Raw genomic sequence first — 24653 nt, 5'->3', positions numbered from 1 at the left:
TGGTTTGCTGATGCGCATGAGTCGGGCCCTAGCAAGGGCTCGACTTGTTTTCACAAATGCGCGCCAACATCCAACTCTCCCACTCCCCATTCCACCTGCTTCAACTGAATAAAGGCTGAAACCGTGGCTCGCACTACCCCCATCGAGAGATACCGCAATATCGGTATCTCTGCTCACATCGACGCCGGCAAGACCACCACGACCGAGCGCATCCTCTTCTACACCGGTGTCAACCACAAGATCGGTGAAGTGCATGATGGCGCAGCCACCATGGACTGGATGGAGCAGGAGCAGGAGCGTGGCATCACCATCACTTCCGCTGCCACCACCTGTTTCTGGAAAGGCATGGCCGGCAATCTGGAACAGCACCGCGTCAACATCATCGATACCCCGGGGCACGTGGATTTCACCATTGAGGTGGAGCGTTCCATGCGTGTGCTGGATGGCGCCTGCATGGTGTACTGCGCCGTGGGTGGTGTGCAGCCGCAGTCGGAAACCGTGTGGCGTCAGGCTAACAAGTACGGTGTGCCGCGTTTGGCCTTCGTAAACAAGATGGACCGTACCGGCGCCAACTTCTTCAAGGTCTACGACCAGTTGCGTACGCGCCTGACCGCCAACCCCGTGCCTGTGGTGATCCCCATCGGCGCGGAGGATAGCTTTGCGGGTGTGGTCGACCTCATCAAGATGAAGGCCATCATTTGGGACGAGGCTTCTCAAGGCACCAAATTCAGCTACGAAGACATCCCTGCCGATCTGCAGGCTGCCGCTGCCGAATGGCGCGAGAAGATGGTCGAGGCTGCTGCTGAGTCTTCTGAAGAGATGATGGACAAGTATTTGTCCGAGGGCGATCTGTCCGAGGAGGACATCGTCAAGGGGCTGCGCGACCGTACTATCGCCTGTGAAATTCAGCCGATGCTGTGCGGCACCGCGTTCAAGAACAAGGGCGTGCAGCGCATGCTGGATGCCGTCATCGACTTCCTGCCTTCGCCGGTTGACATTCCGCCGGTCAAGGGCATTGATGACGACGAGAAAGAGGCTGAACGCAGGGCTGATGACAGCGAGAAATTCTCGGCGCTGGCTTTCAAACTGATGACGGATAAGTACGTTGGTCAACTGACCTTCATTCGTGTGTATTCGGGTGTGCTGAAGTCTGGCGACACCGTATACAACCCGATCAAGGGCAAGAAGGAACGTATCGGCCGTCTGGTGCAGATGCATGCGAATGATCGCCAGGAAATCGATGAAGTGCGCGCAGGTGACATTGCTGCAGCCATCGGCCTGTCGTCCGTGACGACGGGTGAGACGTTATGTCCTCCGGATGCGATCATCACGCTGGAGCGCATGGAGTTTCCGGATCCCGTGATTCACGTGGCTGTCGAACCTAAAACCAAGGGCGATCAGGAAAAGATGGGCATCGCACTGGGCCGTCTGGCGCAGGAAGATCCGTCTTTCCGCGTGCGTACCGATGAAGAGTCCGGTCAGACCATTATTTCTGGTATGGGCGAGCTTCATCTGGAAATCATCGTTGATCGTATGAAGCGCGAATTTGGTGTGGAAGCCAACGTGGGTGCTCCCCAGGTGGCTTACCGCGAGACCATCCGCAAAGTTGTCGATGACGCGGAAGGCAAGTTCGTCAAGCAATCGGGTGGTCGTGGCCAATATGGTCACGTTGTGCTCAAGATCGAGCCGAACGAACCGGGCAAGGGCTATGAGTTCGTCGATGCGATCAAGGGTGGCGTCGTGCCGCGTGAATTCATTCCTGCGGTCGACAAGGGGTTGCAGGAAAGCATTCCGAACGGCGTGCTGGCAGGGTTCCCGGTTGTGGACGTGAAGTGCACGCTGCATTTCGGTTCCTACCATGACGTGGACTCGAACGAAAACGCGTTCAAGATGGCCGCCTCCATGGCATTCAAGGAAGGTTGCCGTCGCGCCAGTCCGGTGATCCTTGAGCCAATGATGGCTGTGGAAGTCGAGACGCCGGAAGAGTTCATGGGCAACATCATGGGTGACCTGTCAGGCCGTCGTGGCATCGTGCTGGGCATGGAGGATCTGCCCGGCCAGATCAAGGCGATCAAGGCTGAGGTGCCGCTGGCGGAAATGTTCGGTTACTCGACAACCATGCGCTCGTTGTCGCAGGGGCGTGCTACCTACTCCATGGAGTTCAAGCACTACTCCGAAGCGCCGAAGAATGTCGCTGACGCCATCATCAACAAGAAGTAATCACTTTTTTTGAGAATCCAAGGAGCTAGAAATGGCCAAGGAAAAGTTTGAACGTACGAAGCCGCACGTGAACGTGGGCACGATTGGTCACGTTGACCACGGCAAGACGACGCTGACGGCAGCGATCACGACGGTGCTGGCCTCGAAGTTCGGTGGTGCCGCCAAGGCATACGACCAGATCGACGCGGCGCCGGAAGAAAAGGCTCGTGGTATCACCATCAACACCGCGCACGTCGAATACGAAACGGCCAATCGTCACTACGCCCACGTGGATTGCCCGGGGCACGCCGACTACGTCAAGAACATGATTACCGGTGCCGCCCAGATGGACGGCGCCATCCTGGTGTGCTCGGCCGCTGACGGCCCCATGCCCCAGACTCGCGAACACATCCTGTTGGCCCGTCAGGTCGGTGTGCCTTACATCATCGTGTTCCTGAACAAGTGCGACATGGTCGATGACGCCGAGCTGCTCGAGCTCGTCGAAATGGAAGTGCGCGAACTGCTCTCCAAGTACGACTTTCCGGGCGACGACGTGCCCATCGTCAAGGGCTCGGCCCTGAAGGCGCTGGAAGGTGACAAGGGCGAAATCGGTGAAGGCGCCATCATGGCCCTGGCCGACGCGCTGGACTCCTACATCCCCACGCCGGAACGTGCCATCGACAAGCCCTTCCTGATGCCGATCGAAGACGTGTTCTCGATCTCGGGTCGTGGCACCGTGGTGACCGGTCGTGTCGAGCGCGGTGTCGTCAAGGTTGGTGAAGAAATTGAAATCGTCGGCATCAAGGACACGCAGAAGACCATCTGTACGGGCGTCGAAATGTTCCGCAAGCTGCTGGATCAAGGGCAAGCGGGCGACAACGTCGGCGTGCTGCTGCGCGGCACCAAGCGTGAAGACGTGGAGCGCGGCCAAGTACTGTGCAAGCCGGGCTCGATCAAGCCGCACACCCACTTCACCGGTGAAGTGTATGTGCTGAGCAAGGACGAAGGCGGTCGTCACACCCCGTTCTTCAACAACTACCGTCCGCAGTTCTACTTCCGTACGACGGACGTGACTGGCGCCATCACGCTGCCGGAAGGCACCGAGATGGTGATGCCTGGCGACAACATTTCGATGACCGTCAAGCTGATTGCGCCGATCGCCATGGAAGAAGGTCTGCGCTTCGCCATTCGCGAAGGTGGCCGCACTGTTGGCGCCGGCGTCGTCGCCAAAATCATCGAGTAATCGATGGGCTTCTGCGGCGCGTGCCCTGAGGGCGCGCGCCGTTTGTTCTTTGTGCTCTTTTGCTCTTTGGAATCAACATCATGGCAAACCAGAAAATCCGTATCCGCCTGAAGGCCTTCGACTATCGTCTGATCGATCAGTCTGCCCAGGAAATCGTTGACACCGCGAAGCGTACTGGCGCCGTGGTGCGTGGCCCGGTCCCCATGCCGACCAAGATCGAGCGTTTCAACATCCTGCGCTCGCCGCACGTCAACAAGACCTCGCGTGATCAATTCGAAATCCGCACCCATTTGCGCCTGATGGACATCATCGATCCGACCGACAAGACGGTTGATGCACTGATGAAGTTGGACCTGCCGGCTGGTGTTGACGTCGAAATCAAGCTGCAGTAAGCCGCTGCTTGCATTTCCTTTTGCTTTTCGGTTAAACTCTCGCACTTCGCGTTTTTTGGCGCGGGGGTTTTCGTTGCAGTACATTGCGACTCGGTCAATCGAAACCGGGTCATAGGAGAAAAACATGAGTCTAGGCCTTGTTGGTCGCAAGGTCGGCATGACTCGCATTTTTGCCGAGGATGGTGCTTCCGTTCCGGTGACGGTGCTTGACGTGTCGAACAATCGAGTGACCCAGATCAAGACCCCTGAAGCAGATGGCTATGCTGCCATTCAGGTCGCCTTTGGTACGCGTCGAGCAAGTCGCGTGACCAAGGCGCTCGCCGGCCATCTGGCCAAAGCGGGGGTTGAAGCCGGTAACGCCATGCGCGAATTTCGCCTGACTGCCGAGCAACTCACCAGCTACAAGGCTGGTGATGTGATCAGTGTCGAAATCTTTGCCGTCGGTCAGAAGGTGGATGTCACCGGGACTTCGATCGGTAAGGGCTACGCTGGCGCCATCAAGCGCCACAACTTCAGTTCGCAGCGCGCTACTCACGGTAACTCAGTCAGCCACAATGCACCTGGTTCCATTGGTATGAACCAAGATCCGGGCAGGGTTTTTCCGGGTAAGCGCATGTCCGGCCATCTGGGAGCCGTGCGTACCACGGTGCAAAACCTGGAGGTGGTTCGCGTCGATGCGGAGCGTGGCCTGTTGCTCATAAAGGGCGCAGTGCCGGGTCATGATGGCGGCGACGTGATCGTCCGTCCGGCCGTCAAGAACTGATCGGGGGCGTGATGGAACTCAAGCTGATTAATGATCAGGGCCAGGCTTCCGCGACGGTGCAGGCTTCGGATGCGGTCTTTGGCCGTGAATACAACGAAGCGCTGGTGCACCAACTGGTTGTGGCCTATCAAGCGAATGCCCGTTCCGGCAATCGCGCACAGAAGGATCGTGGTGAAGTCAAGCACTCCACGCACAAGCCTTTCAAGCAGAAAGGCACGGGTAACGCCCGTGCCGGTATGTCGTCCTCGCCGCTGTGGCGCGGGGGGGGTCGGATTTTTCCGAATCGCCCGGATGAAAACTTCACGCAGAAGGTCAATCGCAAGCAGTTCCGAGCTGGCATCGCTTCGATCCTGTCGCAACTGGTTCGCGAAGATCGTCTGGTGGTGGTAGAGAGCCTGTCTGTCGAAGCTCCGAAAACCAAGTTGCTGGCTCAGAAGCTGAAGGGTTTTGGCGCTGAGTCCGCGCTGGTGATTACCGACGAGATCGATAAAAACCTGTGGCTGTCTTCGCGCAACTTGCATAACGTGCTGGTGCTCGAGGCCCATGAAGCCGACCCGGTGTCGCTGGTGCGCTACCCGCGCGTCATCGTGACACGCGCTGCGGTCGCCAAGATCGAGGAGATGTGGCAATGAGCTATAGCCAGGAACGACTCCTGCAGGTGCTGCTCGCCCCGCAGATTTCCGAGAAGACGACGGCGGTGGCCGAGAAAAACGAGCAAGTGATTTTCCGTGTGGCATCCGATGCGACCAAGCCGGAAATCAAGGCTGCTGTAGAGCTGCTGTTCAAGGTTCAGGTGGATTCCGTTCAAGTCCTGAACGTCAAGGGCAAGATCAAGCGTTTTGGTCGTTCGATCGGTCAGCGCAAGGGCTGGAAGAAGGCTTTTGTGAGCCTGAAGCCTGGTCAGGAGATCAATTTCGTTGAGAGAGGGGCCGCATAATGTTGGTCAAAGTGAAACCCACCTCTGCGGGTCGCCGTGGTCTGGTCAAGGTGGTCAGCCCCAATCTGCACAAGGGCAAGCCCTTTGCTGGGCTGGTAGAGAGCCAGTTCAAGAACTCAGGTCGTAACAACCTGGGGCGTGTGACTGTTCGTCACCAGGGCGGTGGCCACAAACAGCACTACCGCATCGTTGACTTCAAGCGCAACAAGGATGGTGTCGTTGCCAAGGTCGAACGTATCGAATACGACCCGAACCGTAGCGCTCATATCGCACTCTTGTGTTATGCCGATGGTGAGCGTCGCTACATCATTGCTCCGAAGGGCCTCGTGGTTGGGCAGGAACTGGTCAGCGGTGCTGAAGCTCCGATCAAGGCCGGTAACACGTTGCCGATTCGCAATATACCGGTTGGCAGCACCATTCACTGCGTAGAACTGTTGCCTGGCAAGGGGGCTCAGTTGGCTCGTGCCGCAGGCACCTCCGTGCAGCTACTGGCTCGCGAGGGCGCTTATGCGCAGTTGCGTCTGAGGTCCGGAGAAATTCGCCGTGTGCATATCGAGTGCCGCGCCACCATTGGTGAAGTTGGCAACGAAGAAAACAACCTGCGTAAGATCGGTAAGGCCGGTGCACAGCGTTGGCGCGGTATCCGCCCGACGGTGCGCGGTACGGCAATGAACCCGGTTGATCACCCGCACGGTGGCGGTGAAGGCAAGACCGGTGAAGGTCGTGTCCCGGTCAGCCCGTGGGGTCAGCCGGCGAAGGGCTATCGTACGCGTAACAACAAGCGTACTGACAGCATGATCGTTCAGCGTCGTCACAAACGATAAGAGGTAGTCATGGCACGTTCCGTTAAAAAGGGGCCGTTTGTAGACGACCATCTGTTCAAGAAGGTCGAGGCGGCGACAAGTTCAACCGACAAGCGTCCGATCAAGACTTGGTCGCGTCGTTCGACGATCCTGCCCGAATTCATCGGCCTGACGATCGCGGTGCACAACGGTAAGCAACATATTCCGGTTTATGTGACTGAGAACATGGTGGGTCACAAGCTGGGCGAGTTCGCGCTGACGCGTACCTTCAAAGGTCACGCTGCCAGCAAGAAGGCGAAGAAGTAAGGGGTGATCATGGAAACCAATGCAAATTTGCGCGGTGTCCGCCTCTCCGCCCAGAAGGGTCGCCTAGTGGCTGACCTGGTACGTGGCAAGCCGGTGGATCAGGCGTTGAACATTCTGACTTTCTGCCCGAAAAAGGGTGCCGGTATCATCAAGAAAGTGCTCGAGTCCGCTATTGCGAACGCTGAGCATAACGATGGCGCCGATATCGATGCGTTGAAGGTCAAGACGATCCACGTGGAAAAAGGTATGTCTCTCAAGCGTTTTACTGCACGTGCCAAGGGCCGTGGTAATCGCATCGAGAAGCAGACCTGCCACATCTACCTGTCTGTCGGCGAGTAAGGGGAGCATATGGGACAGAAAATCCATCCGACCGGTTTCCGCCTGGCGGTGACCCGGAACTGGAGCTCTCGCTGGTTTGCCAACAGCAAGAGTTTCGCTTCGATGCTGCACGAGGACATCAAGGTCCGCGAGCATCTGAAGAAAAAGCTAGCGCACGCCTCCGTGGGGCGCGTGATGATTGAGCGTCCGGCCAAGAATGCTCGTATCACCGTTTTCAGCGCCCGTCCAGGCGTGGTGATCGGCAAGAAGGGTGAGGACATTGAGTTGCTGAAGGCTGATCTGCAAAAGATCATGGGCGTGCCTGTGCATGTCAACATCGAAGAGATCCGCAAGCCGGAAGTCGATGCCCAGCTGATCGCCGATTCGATTGCCCAGCAGCTCGAAAAGCGCATCACGTTCCGTCGCGCTATGAAGCGCGCCATGCAAAACGCCATGCGTCTTGGCGCTCAAGGCATCAAGATCATGAGTTCGGGGCGCTTGAACGGTGCCGAGATCGCTCGTACCGAATGGTACCGCGAGGGGCGGGTGCCTCTGCACACGCTGCGTGCCGATATCGACTACGGTTTTTCCGAAGCCAGCACCACCTACGGCATCATCGGTATCAAGGTGTGGGTGTACAAGGGTGAGATGGTCGGCAAAGGCGAGCAGCCTGCCGTTGTCGAAGCCAACGAAAACGAAACGCGCCGTCCGCGCCGTCCGGCACGCGAAGGAGAGGGTAAGCCCGCTCCTCGCCGTACCGCCGCACGCAAGCCGGCCGCTGTGAAGACCGCAGGAGCAAGTGATGCTGCAGCCGAATAGAAGGAAATACCGTAAGGAGCAGAAGGGGCGCAATACAGGTGTTGCGACCCGTGGCGCCAAGGTAAGCTTCGGCGAGTATGGCTTGAAAGCTATCGGCCGTGGTCGCTTGACTGCTCGTCAGATCGAATCTGCTCGTCGTGCTATGACTCGTCATATCAAGCGTGGCGGCCGAATCTGGATCCGAATCTTCCCGGACAAGCCCATCTCCAAGAAGCCTGCCGAAGTCCGTATGGGTAACGGCAAAGGCAATCCGGAGTACTGGGTAGCTGAGATCCAGCCTGGCAAGGTGCTGTATGAGATGGATGGTGTTGACGAGACTTTGGCTCGTGAAGCCTTCCGCCTGGCGGCCGCTAAGCTTCCGATTGAGACCGCGTTCGTGACGCGGCTTGTGGGGTAAGAAGAATGAAAGCGAATGAGTTGCGCTCCAAGAGCGCTACCGAGCTTCAGGATGAGCTGGTTGCGCTGCTCAAGGAGCAGTTCTCCCTGCGCATGCAGTTCGCCACGCAACAGCTGAGCAATAGCGCCCAGCTGGGTCGTGTGCGTCGCGACATTGCACGCGTTCGTACAATCCTGCGTCAGAAAGCGGTGGCGTGATGAGTGAGCAAAATGTAGTCGTGCGTCGCACGCTAAGCGGCCGTGTGGTCAGTGACAAAATGACTAGGACCGTGACGGTTTTGGTTGAACGTCGCGTCAAGCACCCGCTTTATGGCAAGGTGATCGTTCAATCGAAGAAGTACCACGCAGATGTGGCTGACGGTGTTACAGCGGCCGGCGATCTGGTGGAAATCGAGGAATGCGCTCCGATCTCCAAGACCAAGGCATGGCGCGTGACCCGAGTGCTTGAAAAAGCGCAGGGTTAATAATTCGCGCAAGGTGCTTGCATTGTAAGCTCGAGCTAGGCTAGAATGCCTGGCTCGAATTCCTGCTTTTAAGGCAGGGTCCTTTTTCCCGGACGGGATCCAAAACTAAATGCGCTCACGCGTTTAAGTTGGATGGAGTAAAAAATGATCCAAATGCAGACGATTCTTGATGTCGCCGACAATACTGGTGCGCGCGCAGTTATGTGCATCAAAGTGTTGGGTGGTTCAAAGCGCCGCTACGCGAGCGTTGGCGACATCATCAAGGTAAGTATCAAGGACGCTGCTCCGCGTGGGCGTGTCAAGAAGGGCGACGTCTACAATGCCGTAGTGGTTCGTACGGCCAAGGGCGTGCGTCGTAACGACGGGTCGCTGATCAGGTTTGACAAAAACGCAGCAGTGCTGCTGAACAGCAAGCTTGAGCCGATCGGCACGCGTATTTTTGGGCCGGTGACGCGCGAGTTGCGTACCGAGCGTTTTATGAAGATTGTCTCGCTGGCCACTGAGGTCCTCTAAGGAGCGAAGATGAACAAGATTCGCAAAGGGGACGAGGTTGTCGTCCTGACAGGCAAGGACAAGGGGCGGCGTGGTGTCGTGCTGCGTCGTGTGGATGCTGAGCGTGTGGTTGTGGAAGGCGTGAATCGCGTCAAGAAGCATACTAAGCCCAATCCCGTGAAGGGGCAAGTCGGTGGCATCGTCGAAAAGGAAATGCCGATCCATGTTTCGAATGTAGGTCTGTTTAATCCTGCGACGCAAAAAGCTGATCGCGTGGGTTTCAAGCTGCTTGAAGATGGCAAGAAGGTTCGCGTCTTCAAGTCAAACGGCGAACTGATCGGCGCGTAAGGAACAGTCATGGCTCGTCTTCAAGAATTCTATAAATCCGAAGTTGTTGCTCAGTTGAGTGAACGCTTTGGCTACAAATCCATCATGGAAGTGCCGCGCATCACCAAGATCACACTGAATATGGGTGTGGGTGAAGCAGTGGGCGACAAGAAAGTGTTGGATCACGCCGTTGGCGATATGGCGAAGATTGCCGGTCAGAAGCCGGTGGTTACCAAAGCCAAGAAGTCGATTGCAGGCTTCAAGATCCGTGACGGTTATCCTATTGGCTGCATGGTGACTTTGCGTGGTCCGCGCATGTTCGAGTTTTTGGATCGTCTGATCAGTGTGGCAATGCCGCGTATTCGCGACTTTCGGGGCATCGTGGCCAAGGGTTTTGATGGTCGTGGCAACTACAATCTCGGTGTCAAGGAACAGATCATTTTTCCTGAAATCGAGTACGACAAGATTGATGCGCTGCGTGGTATGAACATCAGTGTGACCACCACGGCCAAGACGGATGAAGAGGCTCGCGCTCTTCTTGCGGCTTTCAAATTCCCGTTCAAGAACTGAGGGTGACATGGCAAAACTGGCTCTTATCAACCGCGAAGAGAAGCGTCGCAAGACGGTGGCAAAATTCGCTGCCAAGCGTGCTGCTCTGCAAGCGGTGATTGATGACGCTTCCCGCTCTGAAGAAGAGCGTGCTGCAGCCCGTCTGCAACTGCAAAAGCTGCCGCGTAATGCCAGCCCGAGCCGTCTTCGCAATCGTTGCGAACTGACCGGGCGTCCCCGTGGTGTGTTTCGTAAATTCGGTCTGTGCCGCAATAAGCTGCGTGAAGTAGCTTTCAAGGGCGAAGTGCCCGGCATGACCAAGGCTAGCTGGTAAGGAGATCGAGATGAGTATGTCTGATCCGGTCGCCGATATGCTGACGCGTATCCGCAATGCTCAGCAGGCTGAAAAGGCTTCGGTTTCCATGCCTGCCTCCAAGCTAAAGGTTGCGATCGCCCAAGTGTTGAAGGACGAAGGTTATATTGAAGATTTCGCCGTGCGTGGCGAAGGTGCTAGGCGTGAGCTGAGCATCGGTCTGAAGTATTACGCAGGCCGTCCCGTGATCGAACGCATCGAACGCGTGAGCAAGCCCGGTCTGCGTGTATACCGCGGCTGCAATGAGTTGCCCAAGGTCATGAATGGCTTGGGTGTGGCAATCGTTTCCACTCCGAGTGGCGTGATGACGGATCGTCATGCGCGCGCCAACAAGGTCGGTGGCGAAGTGCTTTGCTTCGTGGCCTAAGGAGAAACGTCATGTCACGCGTAAATAAGAATCCGATCGTGTTGCCGGCTGGCGTAGAAGTCAGCATTTCGGGTGCCGAGGTTACAGTGAAGGGCGGTTTGGGTACGCTCAAACGTGCTCTGCATCCCTCCGTGAGTCTCAAACTCGACGGTAACGTGATCACCGTCGAGCTTGTGGCTGGTCAGGACAATGCTGATGCAATGTCTGGCACCACTCGCGCGCTGCTCAACAATATGGTGGTGGGTGTCAGTAAGGGCTTCGAGCGCAAGTTGAATCTGGTGGGCGTGGGGTATCGTGCCCAGGCTCAGGGCGACAAGCTGAACCTGTCGCTGGGTTACTCCCATCCTATCGTGCACCAGATGCCCGCTGGCGTGAAGGTGGAAACACCGAGCCAGACGGAAATCGTCATCAAGGGTGCCGATAAGCAGCAAGTTGGTCAGGTCGCCGCTGAAGTTCGTGCCTATCGCGCTCCTGAGCCCTACAAGGGCAAGGGCGTGCGTTACGCCGACGAGGTGGTGATCCTGAAGGAAACCAAGAAGAAGTAAAGGCGGACGGAAATGAACAAGAAAGAAGCGCGGTTGCGCAAGGCTCGCAAAACTCGGGCCCGCATTGCGGAGCAAAAGGTCGCTCGACTGACAGTGTTCCGTTCGAACTGCCATATCTATGCTCAGGTCATCTCCGAGTGTGGCTCGCGTGTGATTGCCACCGCGTCCACGGTCGAGGCGGCAGTGCGTGGCAAAGCAAGCAATGGCGGCAACGTAAGTGCTGCCGTCGTGGTTGGCAAGTTGATTGCCGAGCGCGCTGTTGCGGCGGGCGTCAAGTCCGTCGCGTTTGATCGTGCGGGCTACCAGTATCACGGTCGCGTCAAGGCTCTGGCCGAGGCAGCGCGTGAAAACGGTCTGCAGTTCTAAGCGAGATAAACATGGCTAAGCAACAGACAAAGAAGGTCCAGGCATCTGAAGAGCGCGATGATGGTTTGCGCGAAAAGATGGTGTCGGTCAATCGCGTCACCAAGGTCGTGAAGGGGGGGCGTATCCTCGGCTTCGCAGCGCTGACCGTTGTTGGCGATGGTGATGGCAGCATCGGGATGGGCAAGGGCAAGTCGCGTGAAGTGCCGGTCGCGGTGCAGAAGGCGATGAACGAAGCTCGCGCCAAGATGGCCAAGGTCGCACTGAAGAACGGCACGATCCAGCATTCTGTGATCGGCAAGCACGGCGCAGCCGTGGTGCTGATGCAACCCGCTCCGAGTGGTACCGGCATCATTGCTGGCGGCGCCATGCGCGCGGTGTTCGAAGTGATGGGTGTGACCGACGTGATCTGCAAATGCCTCGGCTCCACCAACCCGTACAACGTCGTGCGTGCCACGCTGAATGGTCTGTTCGCCACCAGCACCGCCGCCGAGATTGCTGCCAAGCGTGGCAAGACCGTTGAAGAGATTCTGGGGTAATCATGGCTGACAAGAAAATTCGCGTCACGCTCGTCAAAAGCCTGATCGGCACGAAGCAGCCGCACCGCGCCACTGTGCGAGGTCTGGGTCTGCGTAGTATCAATCACACCGTGGAACTTGAAGATACACCCGCTGTGCGCGGCATGATCAACAAGGTTTTCTACCTGGTTAAGTGCGAGGGCTAAATGGAACTGAACAAGCTGCAACCCGCTGAGGGTTCCAAGAAGGCTCGTCGCCGCGTCGGTCGCGGCATCGGCAGCGGCCTGGGCAAGACTGCCGGCCGTGGCCATAAGGGCCAGAAGTCCCGCGCTGGTGGCTTCCACAAGGTCGGTTTCGAAGGCGGCCAGATGCCTATGCAACGCCGGCTGCCGAAACGCGGTTTCGTCTCGCTGACGGCAGCCCGTAATGTTGAGGTTCGCCTCAGTGAAATTGCTGCGCTGCCTATCGAAGAGATCGATCTGATTGCGTTGAAGCAGGCTGGTGTAGTGCGTACGGATGCACTGTCCGCCAAGGTGATTCTGTCTGGCAGCATTGATCGCAAAGTGGTCTTGCGTGGCCTTACCGCCACCAAGGGCGCTCGTGCCGCGATTGAAGCCGCTGGCGGTTCGCTCGGCGAATAATCACGAGACGGGATAGCGACGTGGCCACTCAATCTCCGGTACTGGGCAAGTCGGGCAAGTTTGCCGACCTGAAACGCAGGCTCTGGTTCTTGCTTGGCGCGCTGGTCGTTTTCCGGATCGGTGCGCACATTCCTGTGCCGGGTATTGACCCGGCCGAGCTCGCCAGGCTGTTCGAGTCGCAGAAGAATGGCATTCTCGGGGTGTTCAACCTGTTTTCGGGTGGTGCTCTGTCCCGGTTTACCATCTTTGCGCTGGGGATCATGCCTTACATCTCGGCATCGATCATCATGCAGCTCATGGCAATTGCCGTGCCGCAGCTTGAGGCGCTGAAGAAAGAAGGCGAGGCGGGTCGCCGCAAGATCACGCAATACACACGGTATGGCACTGTAGCGCTTGCGCTGTTTCAGTCGGTGGGTATTTCGGTGATGCTGGAACAGCAACCCAATCTGGTGCTGGACCCAGGCATGTTGTTCCGTATCACTGCGGTATCGACGCTGGTGACCGGCACCATGTTCCTGATGTGGCTGGGCGAACAGATTACCGAGCGTGGTCTGGGTAACGGCATCTCGATCATCATTTTTGCGGGTATCGCCTCTGGCTTGCCAGGTTCGATCGGCGGATTGTTGGAGTTGGTCCGTACGGGAGCATTGCATGCTTTCACTGCACTAGTGATTTGTGCGCTGGCGGTGGGCGTTACTGCTTTCGTGGTGTTTGTTGAGCGTGGGCAGCGCAAGATTCTGGTGAACTATGCCAAGCGGCAGGTTGGCAATAAGCTGTATGGTGGACAAAGTTCCCATCTGCCGCTCAAGCTGAACATGTCGGGCGTCATTCCTCCGATCTTCGCATCGTCGATCATTCTGTTCCCGGCCACCGCAGCTCAGTGGTTTGGATCCTCCGACAGCATGCGCTGGTTGCGTGACATTGCCAGTACGTTGTCACCGGGGCAGCCGATCTACATCATGCTGTATGCGGCAGCGATTATTTTCTTCTGCTTCTTCTATACCGCCTTGGTATTCAATTCCAAGGAAACGGCAGAGAATCTGAAGAAGAGTGGTGCGTTTGTGCCCGGTATCCGTCCTGGTGAGCAGACCGCACGCTATATAGACAAGGTACTCATGCGTCTGACGCTGATTGGGGCTGTCTATGTGACGTTGGTGTGCCTGTTGCCCGAGTTCTTAATCTTGAAGTGGCAAGTGCCGTTCTACTTTGGCGGTACGTCATTGCTCATCATCGTGGTGGTGACCATGGATTTCATGGCGCAGGTTCAGGCCTACATGATGTCGCACCAGTATGAGAGCCTTCTCAAGAAGGCGAACTTCAAGGGAAACCCCGGGCTTTCCCGGTGACACTTTGTCATGTCGAAGGAAGACGTCATCGAGATGCAGGGTGAGGTTTTGGAGAACCTTCCCAGCGCGACCTTCAAGGTCAAGCTTGAGAATGGCCATGTTGTCCTGGGCCATATATCCGGCAAGATGCGGATGCATTACATCCGCATCCTCCCCGGAGACAAGGTTACCGTACAGCTTACGCCGTACGACCTGAGCAAGGGACGTATCGTATTCCGCTCGAAGTAAGACGGAACGGTTATTAGGAGTTAAAAATGAGAGTACAAGCTTCTGTTAAGCGGATCTGCCGCAAGTGCAAGGTCATCCGTCGCAAGGGCGTGGTTCGTGTGATCTGTGAAGATCCGCGTCACAAACAGCGTCAGGGTTGATTTTGAGCCCCGTTTTTATTAAACTTATGCGTTTCGCTTTTCCGCGATAAAAGGGTAAGTTCATGGCCCGTATTGCTGGTGTCAATATTCCGAATCACAAGCACGCAGAGATCGCGCTGACTGCCATTTATGGCATCGGTCGCACTCGCGCCCAGAAAATCTGCGACGGCGCCGGCGTGGCCCGCAGCACGAAGATCAAGGATCTCACCGAAGAGCAGATGGATCGTCTGCGCGAGGAGGTCGGTAAGTTCACCGTTGAAGGTGATCTGCGCCGCGAGATTACTATGAACATCAAGCGTCTGATGGACCTTGGTTGCTATCGTGGTGTCCGTCATCGTCGTGGTCTGCCTGTGCGTGGTCAGCGCACCCGCACGAATGCCCGTACCCGCAAGGGTCCGCGCAAGACCATGGCCGGCAAGAAGTAATCAGGGGTAGATCATGGCAAAGACTGCTGCGAAGGTTCGTAAGAAAGTAAAGAAGAATGTTGCTGAAGGCATTGCGCATATTCATGCCTCCTTCAACAACACTATCGTGACGATCACTGATCGTCAGGGCAATGCGTTGTCTTGGGCTACCTCGGGCGGCGCAGGCTTCAAGGGCTCGCGCAAGAGCACCCCGTTTGCTGCCCAGGTCGCTGCCGAAGCTGCCGGCAAGGCTGCGCAGGAGTGTGGCGTGAAGAATCTGGAAGTGCGTATCAAGGGGCCGGGACCTGGTCGTGAATCTGCTGTGCGTGCGCTGAATGCGCTGGGCCTGAAGATCACCTCGATCACGGATATCACCCCCGTGCCGCACAACGGTTGCCGCCCGCCGAAGCGTCGCCGCATCTAACAGGAGTTCAAGAAAGTGGCTCGCAATCTCGATCCGAAGTGCCGTCAGTGCCGCCGCGAAGGCGAAAAGCTGTTCCTGAAGGCCGAAAAGTGTTTCACCGACAAGTGCGCAATCGAACGTCGTTCGTACGCACCTGGTCAGCATGGACAGAAATCCGGCCAGCGTCTGTCTGGCTATGGTCAGCAACTGCGTGAAAAGCAGAAGATCCGTCGTATTTATGGCGTGCTCGAAGGCCAGTTCCGCCGCGTTTACGCGGAAGCTGACCGTCGCAAGGGGCAGACAGGTGAAAACCTGCTGCAACTGCTGGAAGGCCGTCTGGATACTGTGGCTTATCGCATGGGGTTTGGCGGCTCGCGTGCTGAGGCACGCCAAGTTGTTCGCCACAATTGCGTGCTGGTCAATGGTCAACGTGTGAATATTCCGTCTTACACGCTGCGTCCTGGTGATGTGGTTCAGCTGACTGAAGCAGCACGTGCCCACCTGCGTTCAAAGGCTGCACTGGAAGCGGCAGCAGGTCGTGGATTCCCGGAATGGCTGGATGTGGATGCCAAGGCCGCCAAGGGCGTGTTCAAGGCCTATCCTCAGCGCGCAGAACTGCCCTCGACGATCAACGAGAGCCTGGTTGTTGAACTGTATTCGCGTTAATGCAAGTACAGCTGATCATCTCGTGACAAGGATTGGACATGCAGAGTAACAGCCTCCTGAAACCTCGCATCATTGACGTTCAGAGCATTTCGCCGGTCCACGCAGTTGTGGTGATGGAACCGTTCGAGCGTGGCTATGGACATACGCTGGGTAACGCGTTGCGCCGTATCCTGCTGTCGTCGCTCCCTGGCTATGCGCCTACGGAAGTGTCGATTGATGGCGTGCTGCACGAATATTCGACGCTGGAAGGTGTGCGCGAGGATGTGGTTGACATCCTGCTGAACATCAAGGGCGTGGTGCTCAAGCTGCATAATCGTAGCGAAGCGCTGCTGCGGTTATCGAAGTCGGGCGAAGGCGTTGTCAAGGCCGGAGATATCGAGGTTTCCCATGACGTGGAAATCATCAATCCGGATCATGTGATCGCGCATCTGGCCCCTGGTGGCAAGATCGACATGCAGATTAAGGTGGAACAGGGTTGCGGCTATGTGCCGGGCAATGTCCGCCCGTTGAATGGCGACAATAAGGTGATCGGCCGTATGGTGCTGGATGCTTCGTTCAGCCCAGTGCGCCGCGTCAGCTATCAGGTGGAAAGCGCCCGCGTCGAACAGCGTACCGACCTTGATCGTTTGGTGATCGATATCGAAACCAATGGTGCTGTGGAGCCGGAAGAATCGATTCGCTATGCAGCGCGTGTGCTGATGGATCAGCTGTCGGTATTTGCTGATCTGGAAGGTACACCGGTTGCCAAGGAAGAAGAGAAGGCTCCGCCGACTGATCCGATCCTGATGCGCCCGGTGGATGATCTCGAGTTGACCGTTCGTTCGGCAAACTGCCTGAAGGCCGAGAACATCTACTACATCGGTGACCTGATCCAGCGCACCGAGACAGAGCTGCTAAAGACGCCGAACTTGGGTCGCAAGTCGCTCAACGAAATCAAGGACGTGCTCGCTACGCGTGGCCTCACGCTGGGCATGAAACTGGAAAATTGGCCGCCGGCAGGTCTCGAGAAGATCAGCTGAGCACACAAGAATAGGAATCTGGAAATGCGTCACGGTAACGGCCTTCGCAAGCTCAACCGCACCAGCGCCCATCGCAAGGCGCTGCTGCAAAATCTCTCGAACGCGCTGCTGCGTCACGAAGTGATCAAGACAACCCTGCCCAAGGCCAAAGAATTGCGCCGTGTGGTGGAGCCGCTGATTACGCTCGGCAAGAATCCGTCGGTGGCGAATCACCGTCTGGCGTTCTCCCGTCTGCGTGACCGCGATATGGTGCTCAAGCTTTTCAAGGAGTTTGGTCCGCGCTATGCCACCCGTAATGGAGGCTATCTGCGTATCCTGAAGTGCGGCTTCCGTGTGGGTGACAATGCCCCAGTGGCCTATGTCGAGCTGCTGGACCGTCCTGCAGACGCAGAAGTGGTCGAAGCCGAGTAAGTGTTTTTCGGCTTGATCGCAAAAGAACAAAGCCCGCATTAGCGGGCTTTGTTCTTTTGCGTAAAAGGTTTTCAGCTCAGCAGTCGCTTCAAATAATGCCCCGTGTGGCTGGTGGCATTGGCTGCTACCGCCTCGGGACTCCCCGTTGCCACAATCTGCCCGCCGCCATTGCCTCCTTCAGGCCCTAGGTCAATCAGCCAGTCAGCTGTTTTGATCACGTCAAGGTTGTGCTCGATGACCACAATGGTATTGCCATGTTCGCGCAGGCGCTGCAGCACACGGAGCAGCAGTTCTATGTCGTGGAAGTGCAGCCCTGTGGTCGGTTCGTCAAGGATATAGAGTGTTCTTCCCGTGTCTCGTCGCGATAATTCCAGCGCCAGTTTGACGCGCTGTGCTTCGCCGCCCGACAAGGTTGTGGCGCTCTGGCCGAGGCGGATGTAGCCAAGACCGACCTTAAGCAAAGTGTCCAGTTTGCGCGCAATGCTTGGGACCGCTTCGAAAAATCGGGACGCCTCTTCCACGGTCATATCGAAGATATCGGCGATGCTCTTGCCCTTGTAGCGGATTTTGAGCGTTTCCCGGTTGTAGCGTTTGCCATGGCAAACATCGCAGGGTACGAAGACGTCAGGCAGAAAATGCATTTCCACGCGTAGCATTCCGTCCCCTTGGCATGCCTCACAGCGCCCCCCCTTGACGTTGAAGGAGAAGCGTCCGGCGCCGTACCCTCTGGCCCTTGCTTCCGGTAAGCCTGCAAACAGCTCGCGAATTGGCGTCAGCAGCCCGGTGTAGGTTGCAGGATTGGAACGAGGAGTACGCCCGATCGGTGCTTGATCGACGTTGATGACCTTGTCGAAATGCTCCAGACCGCTGAAGCTGTCAAAGGGAGCTGCATCAGTGCCTGCTCCGTTGAGATGACGAGCAGCCACTGCGTAGAGTGTGTCGTTGATCAAGGTGGACTTGCCCGAGCCGGATACGCCGGTAACGCAGGTAAGCAATCCGACAGGCAGCTGAAGGTTCAGCTGCTTCAGATTGTTGCCGCGCGCACCTCTGATTTCGAGCATGCGTTCAGGGTCTGGCGCCCTGCGTTGTTGTGGCACGGCGATACAGCAGCGTCCCGAAAGAAATGCACCTGTAACGGATGTTTTGCTGGCTTCGATATCGGCCGGGCTGCCGAAGGCAATCACTTCTCCACCATGCTCTCCCGCACCAGGCCCCATGTCGATGACGTGGTCAGCCAGTCGGATCGCGTCTTCGTCGTGCTCCACCACGATCACGCTGTTACCCAGATCACGCAGTCGTTGCAGTGTTCCCAGCAGGCGATCGTTATCGCGTTGATGGAGGCCAATAGAAGGTTCATCCAAGACATACATGACGCCGGTGAGGCCTGAACCTATCTGAGAAGCAAGGCGGATGCGCTGGGCTTCCCCGCCGGAGAGTGTGTCAGCGGAACGATTAAGGCTCAAATAGTGAAGACCGACATCGACCAGGAACTGCAAGCGGGCGGAAATCTCATGCATCAGTCTGTCGGCGATTTGCCCCTTGTGGCCGGGCAGCTGAGTCCGCTTGAAGAAGTCGTGGCACGCGGCAATCGGCATAGCGCCGATTTCCGGCAAGGATCGGTTGCCGATGAGTACATGGCGGATTTCTCGCCGGAGACGGCTGCCGTGGCATTCAGGGCATGGGCGTGTAGCCCGCAATTTTCCGAGCTCCTCCCGTACCGCGGTGGAGTCGGTCTCCCGGTAGCGTCGCTCGAAGTTCGAGATGATGCCTTCGAAACTATGGGATTTGCTGACGCTCCGGCCGGATTCTGAGAGATAGCGAAAAGGGACGGCCTGGCTGCCGGATCCGTACAGTACGACATGACGGACAGCCTCCGGCAGCTCACCAAAGGGGGCCTCTATATCGAAGTCGTAGAATGCGGCGAGGCTCTGCAGCATCTGAAAATAGAACTGGTTGCGCCGATCCCAGCCCCGTATGGCTCCGCCGGCCAAGGAAAGCTCGGGATGTGCGACAACCCGGGCGGGATCGAAGAAATCGTGAGTTCCCAGCCCGTCACAAGCCTGGCAGGCGCCGGAAGGGCTATTGAAGGAAAACATCCGTGGTTCCAGCGTCGGTATGGCGAAACCGCAGGATGGACACGCATACAGAGCCGAAAATGGATACTCGCGACCAGACTCCATTTCGATCGCCAAGGCACGGCCTTCGCCGTGCGCCAGTGCTGTTTCGAAACTCTCGGCCAGGCGCTGACGTGTATCGGGGCGAATGCGAACCCGGTCAACCACCAGTTCGATGCGCGCATCGTCCGCAATTTCGGGCAACTGGTCCATCTCGAAGGTCTCTCCGGCGACACGCAGCCGCACGAAACCTTGAGCGCGCAATTCGCTGACCATCTCACTAGCATTCTGTCCGCGATGCCTGTGGGGCATGGGGGCCGCAATCATCAATGCGGTGCCTTCCGGCAGGGCCAGCACGTGATCCACCATCTGCGAAACACTTTGCGCTTCCAGTGCAAGCTGATGATCGGGGCAGTGCGGCGTGCCGGCGCGGGCAAAAAGCAGGCGCAAGTAGTCGTGTATTTCAGTGATGGTGCCAACCGTGGAGCGTGGATTGTGGCTGGGGGCTTTCTGTTCAATCGAGATGGCAGGAGACAAGCCTTCGATCAGATCCACATCCGGTTTTTCCATTAACTGCAGGAACTGACGAGCGTAGGCCGACAGGCTCTCCACGTAGCGGCGTTGCCCTTCTGCATACAGGGTATCGAAGGCCAGCGAACTCTTGCCCGAGCCGGACAGGCCGGTAATGACCGTGAGCCGGTTGCGCGGGATGTCGAGATTGATGCTTTTGAGATTGTGGGTGCGTGCCCCACGGATACGGATCCAGTCCATGGCCTGTACTGCTGGCGAGAAAACCAGACAATATAGCCAGCATGAGGGGCAAGGCCAAGCTTGCCGTATCCCGGCGCGCCGGCTTCGGGTAGCATCCCACCACGTATGGCCGCCAAAGTGGGCGGCCAGTATTTTTGGGTTCGACGCTGACCGATGTCACGATTGTCGGTGATGTCTGCGTGCAAGCTCAGCGTTGGCAATCACGTTTTCAGGAGAAATTACATGGCGTCTGTTAACAAAGTGATCCTGGTCGGCAATCTGGGCCGAGATCCGGAAGTGCGTTATGCCCCTAGTGGAGACGCTTTCTGCACAGTCTCTCTGGCTACGACCGACACCTGGAAGGACCGCAACTCCGGCGAAAAGAAGGAAGCGACCGAATGGCACCGGGTGGTGTTCAACGGGCGTCTGGCCGAGATTGCCGGGCAGTATCTGAAGAAGGGACGCTCCATCTACGTGGAGGGCAGCCTTCGCACGCGGAAATGGACAAACAAGGATGGCGTCGAGCAGTACACCACCGAAATTCGTGCCGATCAGATGCAGATGCTGGGCGGCCGTGATGGCCTTGGTGACGGCGGCGGGCGTAGTGGGGGGGATGATTTTGACCAATCTCGCCCAGACTATGGTCAACAGCAACCGGCGCGTGCACCGCAAAGTGCGCCGTCTGCTCCCGCCAGCAAGGCCCCGTCGAGTAGTTTTGGGGACTTCGACGACGACATTCCGTTCTGACGCCTGCGCTACAATCTAACGGGCATAAATATCGATGGATCCGTGGCAGTGTTGAACTCACTGCCACGAGCGCATTCAATGAAGAGGATCTTGCATGTCGGACGCGATACAGGCCCAGGCCAAGCCTGAGCGGGAATTCTGTAGCACCACCGAGGCCGCCCAGATGCTTGGCGTATCTCTGGGAACGGTGCAACAGATGGTCGAGAATGGTTTGCTCGATGCCTGGAAGACTGCTGGCGGACATCGTCGGATCCGTATCACTTCCGTGGAGTCTTTCCTGCGCAAGCGTCAACGTCCTCTGCCCGCCGCAGCCAATCCAACCATGTTGCGCGTGTTGATCGCAGAGGACGATCGCCTGATGCAGGCTCTCTACGAAAAGACTGTCGCAACCTGGGAAATGCCGATCAAGGTCAAGATCGTGCCTTCCGGATTCGAAGGCCTGATGGAGATCGCCCGTAATCCTCCGGATCTCCTCGTGGCCGATTTGATCATGCCGGATCTCGATGGTTTTGCCATAATCCGGCGCCTGCGTGCGGATCCGCAACTGGCAGAGATGGACATCATCGTGGTGACGGGCCTGACCGGAGAAGATATCGCCGCACAGGGCGGCTTGCCGGATGATGTGCTTGTGTATGGCAAGCCGATACCCTTCCGTGAGCTCAAGGGCTATATCCAGGCACGGTTGATGCAGCTGGCTCGGCGGGTGCAGGCCTAACCCGGCGGTGCGGTTATGGATGCTCTGATCCTGCTTGCGCATGGCGCGCGTGATCCGGATTGGGCTGCGCCACTGCGGCGCCTTCAGGAGGTCGTGGGGCGACAGACCGACGCGGAGGTCCATCTGGCCTTTCTCGAATTCATGCTGCCCACGCTGCCAGTGGCGATCGATACGGCTGTCGAACGGGGGGCGAGCAGGATCTCGGTATTGCCTGTGTTTCTTGCCCAGAGCGGTCACGTCAAGCGTGATCTGCCAGAAATCCTTGCCCAGGCCCAGAGTCGCCATCCGCAAGTTTCGCTTGATCTGTATCCGGCTCTTGGAGAGGCCCCGGAAGTGATAGCTGCACTGGCAGCTGCTGCACTTCGTGCGCATGACGGCGCCTGAATCGGGCTCCGTGCGCCGCCGTCCCTTGGGGGCAGCTTATGCGGTAACAGTGCTTGTCGTATAACCAAGCTCGCTCTTTCCCTGCCGGGCACTCCTCATGTTCTCCTCACTTCCCGAGATTGCTTCAAACCGCTCGTCTGTCTTCAGATCGGGATGGTTGCCTGTTCTGGGGGGAGTCGCGCTTTTGCTGGCAGGGGCGTTGGGGTATGGATTGCATGCAATCTCCTGGAGCGGGTGGGTTTGGCCGGTATTGGCCATGTTCGTGTTGGCGTTGCTTCTCCTTCTTGGGACCAATGCGTTTTTCCTTCAGCACCGCGCACAGACGAAACATGTAGACCTCTTGCGGGCGCAGCGGGCATGGCTAGGCAGAATCCTTGAAGCGACACAGGACGGCGCTTGGGAATACGACGCCCGAACACGCCGCTTCTCTTGCGCGGATCGTTGCTTCGAGCTGCTGGGCCAGCAGGTGCCGGAGCAAGCTGCCAGCACTTTCCGTACGCATGTGTTGATGCGGCGTCTGACGCGCGACCAACGGCATCGTCTCATCACTGCGATGCGTGGCGCCTGGAACGAAAGGGGGCGTTTCGACGAGCTGTTTCCGGTGCATCGCCGACAGACAAAGTGCTGGTTGCGCATACGTGCCAGCGTTTCACTGGATGGACGCTACCTGACCGGTGCGATTTCCGATGTTACCGAGGAAATTGAATCGGCTCGGGAGCGTGCGTTGTATCAGACCTTCATGGAAGGGGTGATCGATACGCTGCCCCTGCCGATTTCCGTTCGGGATGAAGGCAGTCGTCTGACATTGGCCAACCGTGCTTATTGCGATCTGATGGAGATGCAGCCGGCAGACGCTATCAGCCGACGTCCGGGGCAGGTTGTCCGGGCCGGGATGGCTGAACGTCTGGAAGCGCTGGATCGCCTCACCTTGGATACTGGTAGCGTCCATACGTTGGAAGATTGGTTCGAGCTCGGGCGCTCCGGGCGGAGAGTCTTCCTGCGGATCACCAAAAGCCGCTGCACCGACAAACGAGGCCGGTTCGTGGTGGTAACCACCTACGAAAACCAGTCCGAGGTTCGTGACTATGCCAGGAGGATGGCGGAGCTGTCGATGCGAGTCGAAGCGTTCATCCAACGCTTGATCCACGCGATCCCGCATCCGATCTATGTCAAGGATGCCGACAGTCGCTATCTGATGGTCAATGAGGCCATTGCAGAGCAATGGGGTATGCGCGCCGAGGACATGATAGGCCAGACCTCGTGTGAGCTTTTTGGAGACCGGGTCGGTTCAATGATCGAGGAGGAAGACCGGAGGATTCTGGCAGGGCAGACGATCCGTAAGGAGGATCAGGCCTTCGATGACCGGACCGGAGCGCTTCGATACTGGGCTGTGAGCAAGACCCGCTGCCTTGATGCAGAGGGGCGGGGCATCATCGTCGGAGCCAACTACGAGATCACCGATCTGCGACGGGCAGAGGTCGAAGCCCGGGAAGCACTCGATAAACAGACGCTCACGCGGGGGTTCTTGCAGACGGTGTTCGACGCCTTGCCCTTTGCCAGTTACGTGAAGAACGAGACACTAGCCTACATCATGACCAATACCGCGTTCGATGAATTTTACGAGCGTGCGGCCGGGCATCCGGAGGTGGTTTACGCCGAAGACTTTGTTTCGGCGGATATCGCTGCGCGGATCGAATCGTTCGACCAGGAAGTCATGATGGCTGATGGCGGCGTGCTGACCCGAGAAATGGTGGTACTCAATCACCAGGGAGAGCCCCGTGACATCGTGATGCATAAGAAGGTCGTGCGTGACGCCGAAGGGCGGCGCGTAATCCTTGGCATCAATCAGGATCTGACTCAGCAGCGGCGCGCCGAGCGCAGCTTGCGCAAGACGCTCTCTCGCCTCGACGCTTTGATAGAGAGCGTTCCTATTGGCATCGTGCTGTTCGACGATCAGAGGCAGCTATTGCAGACCAACCCCTGTGTTCTGGACATGCTGGGCATGGATGCACTGGAATTGGCGGGTCTGGGATATCGGGAGCGTTTGCCGCAGCGGTTTGTTCCAATGGTGCGCGAGCTGTTCGAGGCACTGGCGCACACCGATGTGCTGACCCCCCGCGAAAAAATGCTGGTCCGCGCGGACGACTCCGAGCTGCCAGTCATCGTCAGTGCGGTTATGGTGCGCCAGGAAGGGGAAGCACCTGTGTGCTGGGTGCTGCTGGTGGACCAGCGCGAGCAGAAGCATACCGAGGCCGAGCTGCGTCGTCATCGGGATCAACTGCGTGAGCTAGTGGAGGAGCGGACGAAGGACCTGTTGGCAGCAAAGGAAGTGGCGGAGCGAATGAGCGCAGCCAAGACCGATTTTCTAGCTGCGATGTCTCATGAACTTAAGACCCCTTTGCATGCAGTATTGGGATTTGCACGACTCGGGGCAGAACGCAGTGGGCAACTGGATGTGAATCGCCCCGGGTTTCCTAGACAGCCCCGAGCTTCATGAAATACTGTTTTTCA

At 57.5% G+C, this 24653-nt stretch carries 36 protein-coding genes; 35 read left to right on the top strand and 1 reads right to left on the bottom strand.

Going from position 1 to position 24653, the window contains the following annotated elements:
- The first annotated feature begins 123 nt into the window (after positions 1-123).
- The 31 genes from fusA to rplQ all read left to right on the top strand — a co-directional run bounded on the left by fusA (position 124) and on the right by rplQ (position 17432).
- A complete protein-coding gene (gene fusA, locus BGI27_RS09195; RefSeq protein WP_095524578.1) occupies positions 124-2220 on the top strand; it encodes an elongation factor G in 2097 nt (698 codons plus the stop codon).
- A 31-nt stretch (positions 2221-2251) separates the two neighbouring features.
- On the top strand, positions 2252-3442 hold the full coding sequence (tuf, locus tag BGI27_RS09190; protein WP_095524577.1) for an elongation factor Tu: 1191 nt from the start codon (positions 2252-2254) through the stop codon (positions 3440-3442).
- A gap of 80 nt (positions 3443-3522) precedes the next feature.
- On the top strand, positions 3523-3834 hold the full coding sequence (rpsJ, locus tag BGI27_RS09185) for a 30S ribosomal protein S10 (protein WP_095524576.1): 312 nt from the start codon (positions 3523-3525) through the stop codon (positions 3832-3834).
- Positions 3835-3958: 124 nt separating this feature from the next.
- Positions 3959-4597 (top strand): 50S ribosomal protein L3, encoded by a 639-nt coding sequence (gene rplC, locus BGI27_RS09180; protein ID WP_095524575.1) that lies wholly within the window; start codon positions 3959-3961, stop codon positions 4595-4597.
- Positions 4598-4608: 11 nt separating this feature from the next.
- Positions 4609-5229, top strand: a complete 621-nt coding sequence (gene rplD, locus BGI27_RS09175) for a 50S ribosomal protein L4 (RefSeq protein WP_095524574.1) — start codon at positions 4609-4611, stop codon at positions 5227-5229.
- A complete protein-coding gene (gene rplW, locus BGI27_RS09170; RefSeq protein ID WP_095524573.1) occupies positions 5226-5534 on the top strand; it encodes a 50S ribosomal protein L23 in 309 nt (102 codons plus the stop codon). The genes rplD and rplW overlap by 4 nt, the downstream gene beginning before the upstream one ends.
- Complete coding sequence (gene rplB, locus BGI27_RS09165) at positions 5531-6358, top strand: 50S ribosomal protein L2 (protein WP_095524572.1); 828 nt, start codon at positions 5531-5533, stop codon at positions 6356-6358. Before rplW ends, rplB begins: the two co-directional genes overlap by 4 nt.
- A 9-nt stretch (positions 6359-6367) precedes the next feature.
- Positions 6368-6643 (top strand): 30S ribosomal protein S19, encoded by a 276-nt coding sequence (gene rpsS / locus BGI27_RS09160; protein ID WP_095524571.1) that lies wholly within the window; start codon positions 6368-6370, stop codon positions 6641-6643.
- A 9-nt stretch (positions 6644-6652) separates the two neighbouring features.
- A complete protein-coding gene (rplV, locus tag BGI27_RS09155; protein ID WP_095524596.1) occupies positions 6653-6982 on the top strand; it encodes a 50S ribosomal protein L22 in 330 nt (109 codons plus the stop codon).
- Positions 6983-6991: 9 nt separating this feature from the next.
- Entirely contained in the window at positions 6992-7780 is a 789-nt protein-coding gene (gene rpsC, locus BGI27_RS09150; RefSeq protein ID WP_095524570.1) for a 30S ribosomal protein S3, read from the top strand.
- On the top strand, positions 7764-8177 hold the full coding sequence (rplP, locus tag BGI27_RS09145) for a 50S ribosomal protein L16 (RefSeq protein ID WP_095524569.1): 414 nt from the start codon (positions 7764-7766) through the stop codon (positions 8175-8177). Before rpsC ends, rplP begins: the two co-directional genes overlap by 17 nt.
- 5 nt (positions 8178-8182) lie before the next feature.
- On the top strand, positions 8183-8374 hold the full coding sequence (gene rpmC, locus BGI27_RS09140; protein WP_095524568.1) for a 50S ribosomal protein L29: 192 nt from the start codon (positions 8183-8185) through the stop codon (positions 8372-8374).
- Positions 8374-8640, top strand: coding sequence for a 30S ribosomal protein S17 (rpsQ, locus tag BGI27_RS09135; RefSeq protein WP_095524567.1), 267 nt, complete (start codon positions 8374-8376; stop codon positions 8638-8640). The genes rpmC and rpsQ overlap by 1 nt, the downstream gene beginning before the upstream one ends.
- A 144-nt stretch (positions 8641-8784) precedes the next feature.
- Positions 8785-9153 carry a 50S ribosomal protein L14 gene (rplN, locus tag BGI27_RS09130; protein ID WP_095524566.1) on the top strand — a complete coding sequence of 123 codons (369 nt, stop codon included), beginning with the start codon at positions 8785-8787 and terminating at the stop codon, positions 9151-9153.
- 9 nt (positions 9154-9162) lie between these two features.
- Positions 9163-9480, top strand: coding sequence for a 50S ribosomal protein L24 (gene rplX / locus BGI27_RS09125; protein WP_095524565.1), 318 nt, complete (start codon positions 9163-9165; stop codon positions 9478-9480).
- A gap of 9 nt (positions 9481-9489) precedes the next feature.
- Positions 9490-10029, top strand: a complete 540-nt coding sequence (gene rplE, locus BGI27_RS09120) for a 50S ribosomal protein L5 (protein WP_095524564.1) — start codon at positions 9490-9492, stop codon at positions 10027-10029.
- Between the two features lie 7 nt (positions 10030-10036).
- Positions 10037-10342: a 30S ribosomal protein S14 gene (gene rpsN / locus BGI27_RS09115; protein ID WP_095524563.1), complete on the top strand. Its 306-nt coding sequence runs from the start codon at positions 10037-10039 to the stop codon at positions 10340-10342.
- 10 nt (positions 10343-10352) lie between these two features.
- Positions 10353-10748 (top strand): 30S ribosomal protein S8, encoded by a 396-nt coding sequence (gene rpsH, locus BGI27_RS09110; RefSeq protein WP_095524562.1) that lies wholly within the window; start codon positions 10353-10355, stop codon positions 10746-10748.
- Positions 10749-10759: 11 nt separating this feature from the next.
- Complete coding sequence (gene rplF, locus BGI27_RS09105; RefSeq protein ID WP_095524561.1) at positions 10760-11293, top strand: 50S ribosomal protein L6; 534 nt, start codon at positions 10760-10762, stop codon at positions 11291-11293.
- A 12-nt stretch (positions 11294-11305) separates the two neighbouring features.
- Positions 11306-11659 (top strand): 50S ribosomal protein L18, encoded by a 354-nt coding sequence (gene rplR, locus BGI27_RS09100; RefSeq protein WP_095524560.1) that lies wholly within the window; start codon positions 11306-11308, stop codon positions 11657-11659.
- Between the two features lie 11 nt (positions 11660-11670).
- Positions 11671-12195, top strand: coding sequence for a 30S ribosomal protein S5 (gene rpsE, locus BGI27_RS09095; RefSeq protein WP_095524559.1), 525 nt, complete (start codon positions 11671-11673; stop codon positions 12193-12195).
- Positions 12196-12197: 2 nt separating this feature from the next.
- Positions 12198-12380: a 50S ribosomal protein L30 gene (gene rpmD / locus BGI27_RS09090; protein WP_095524558.1), complete on the top strand. Its 183-nt coding sequence runs from the start codon at positions 12198-12200 to the stop codon at positions 12378-12380.
- On the top strand, positions 12381-12815 hold the full coding sequence (gene rplO / locus BGI27_RS09085; protein ID WP_095524557.1) for a 50S ribosomal protein L15: 435 nt from the start codon (positions 12381-12383) through the stop codon (positions 12813-12815). It begins immediately after the preceding gene.
- 20 nt (positions 12816-12835) lie between these two features.
- Positions 12836-14161, top strand: coding sequence for a preprotein translocase subunit SecY (gene secY / locus BGI27_RS09080; protein WP_095524556.1), 1326 nt, complete (start codon positions 12836-12838; stop codon positions 14159-14161).
- A gap of 9 nt (positions 14162-14170) precedes the next feature.
- Entirely contained in the window at positions 14171-14389 is a 219-nt protein-coding gene (gene infA, locus BGI27_RS09075) for a translation initiation factor IF-1 (protein WP_095524555.1), read from the top strand.
- A gap of 26 nt (positions 14390-14415) precedes the next feature.
- A complete protein-coding gene (gene rpmJ, locus BGI27_RS09070) occupies positions 14416-14529 on the top strand; it encodes a 50S ribosomal protein L36 (RefSeq protein ID WP_095524554.1) in 114 nt (37 codons plus the stop codon).
- Between the two features lie 62 nt (positions 14530-14591).
- Entirely contained in the window at positions 14592-14954 is a 363-nt protein-coding gene (rpsM, locus tag BGI27_RS09065; RefSeq protein WP_095524553.1) for a 30S ribosomal protein S13, read from the top strand.
- 13 nt (positions 14955-14967) lie between these two features.
- On the top strand, positions 14968-15357 hold the full coding sequence (gene rpsK / locus BGI27_RS09060; protein ID WP_095524552.1) for a 30S ribosomal protein S11: 390 nt from the start codon (positions 14968-14970) through the stop codon (positions 15355-15357).
- Between the two features lie 15 nt (positions 15358-15372).
- Positions 15373-16002, top strand: coding sequence for a 30S ribosomal protein S4 (gene rpsD, locus BGI27_RS09055; RefSeq protein WP_095524551.1), 630 nt, complete (start codon positions 15373-15375; stop codon positions 16000-16002).
- 38 nt (positions 16003-16040) lie between these two features.
- Entirely contained in the window at positions 16041-17021 is a 981-nt protein-coding gene (locus BGI27_RS09050; protein WP_095524550.1) for a DNA-directed RNA polymerase subunit alpha, read from the top strand.
- Between the two features lie 24 nt (positions 17022-17045).
- Entirely contained in the window at positions 17046-17432 is a 387-nt protein-coding gene (gene rplQ / locus BGI27_RS09045; protein WP_095524549.1) for a 50S ribosomal protein L17, read from the top strand.
- Positions 17433-17503: 71 nt separating this feature from the next.
- On the opposite strand, the gene uvrA is transcribed toward rplQ, so the two are convergent.
- Complete coding sequence (gene uvrA, locus BGI27_RS09040; RefSeq protein WP_095524548.1) at positions 17504-20317, bottom strand: excinuclease ABC subunit UvrA; 2814 nt, start codon at positions 20315-20317, stop codon at positions 17504-17506.
- Positions 20318-20539: 222 nt separating this feature from the next.
- Here uvrA and ssb point away from each other — a divergent pair, with 222 nt between their 5' ends.
- The 4 genes from ssb to BGI27_RS09020 all read left to right on the top strand — a co-directional run bounded on the left by ssb (position 20540) and on the right by BGI27_RS09020 (position 24639).
- Positions 20540-21043: a single-stranded DNA-binding protein gene (gene ssb, locus BGI27_RS09035; protein ID WP_095524547.1), complete on the top strand. Its 504-nt coding sequence runs from the start codon at positions 20540-20542 to the stop codon at positions 21041-21043.
- A 94-nt stretch (positions 21044-21137) separates the two neighbouring features.
- Complete coding sequence (locus BGI27_RS09030) at positions 21138-21758, top strand: response regulator (RefSeq protein WP_095524546.1); 621 nt, start codon at positions 21138-21140, stop codon at positions 21756-21758.
- A gap of 15 nt (positions 21759-21773) precedes the next feature.
- On the top strand, positions 21774-22142 hold the full coding sequence (locus tag BGI27_RS09025; RefSeq protein WP_095524545.1) for a sirohydrochlorin chelatase: 369 nt from the start codon (positions 21774-21776) through the stop codon (positions 22140-22142).
- Positions 22143-22398: 256 nt separating this feature from the next.
- On the top strand, positions 22399-24639 hold the full coding sequence (locus BGI27_RS09020) for a PAS domain-containing protein (RefSeq protein WP_170943066.1): 2241 nt from the start codon (positions 22399-22401) through the stop codon (positions 24637-24639).
- Positions 24640-24653: the final 14 nt, after the last annotated feature.

Origin of the sequence: Candidatus Dactylopiibacterium carminicum, assembly GCF_014736495.1 — a bacterium.
GTDB classification, from domain to species: Bacteria; Pseudomonadota; Gammaproteobacteria; order Burkholderiales; family Rhodocyclaceae; genus Uliginosibacterium; species Uliginosibacterium carminicum.
This window is presented reverse-complemented; position numbering and strand designations above follow the sequence as displayed.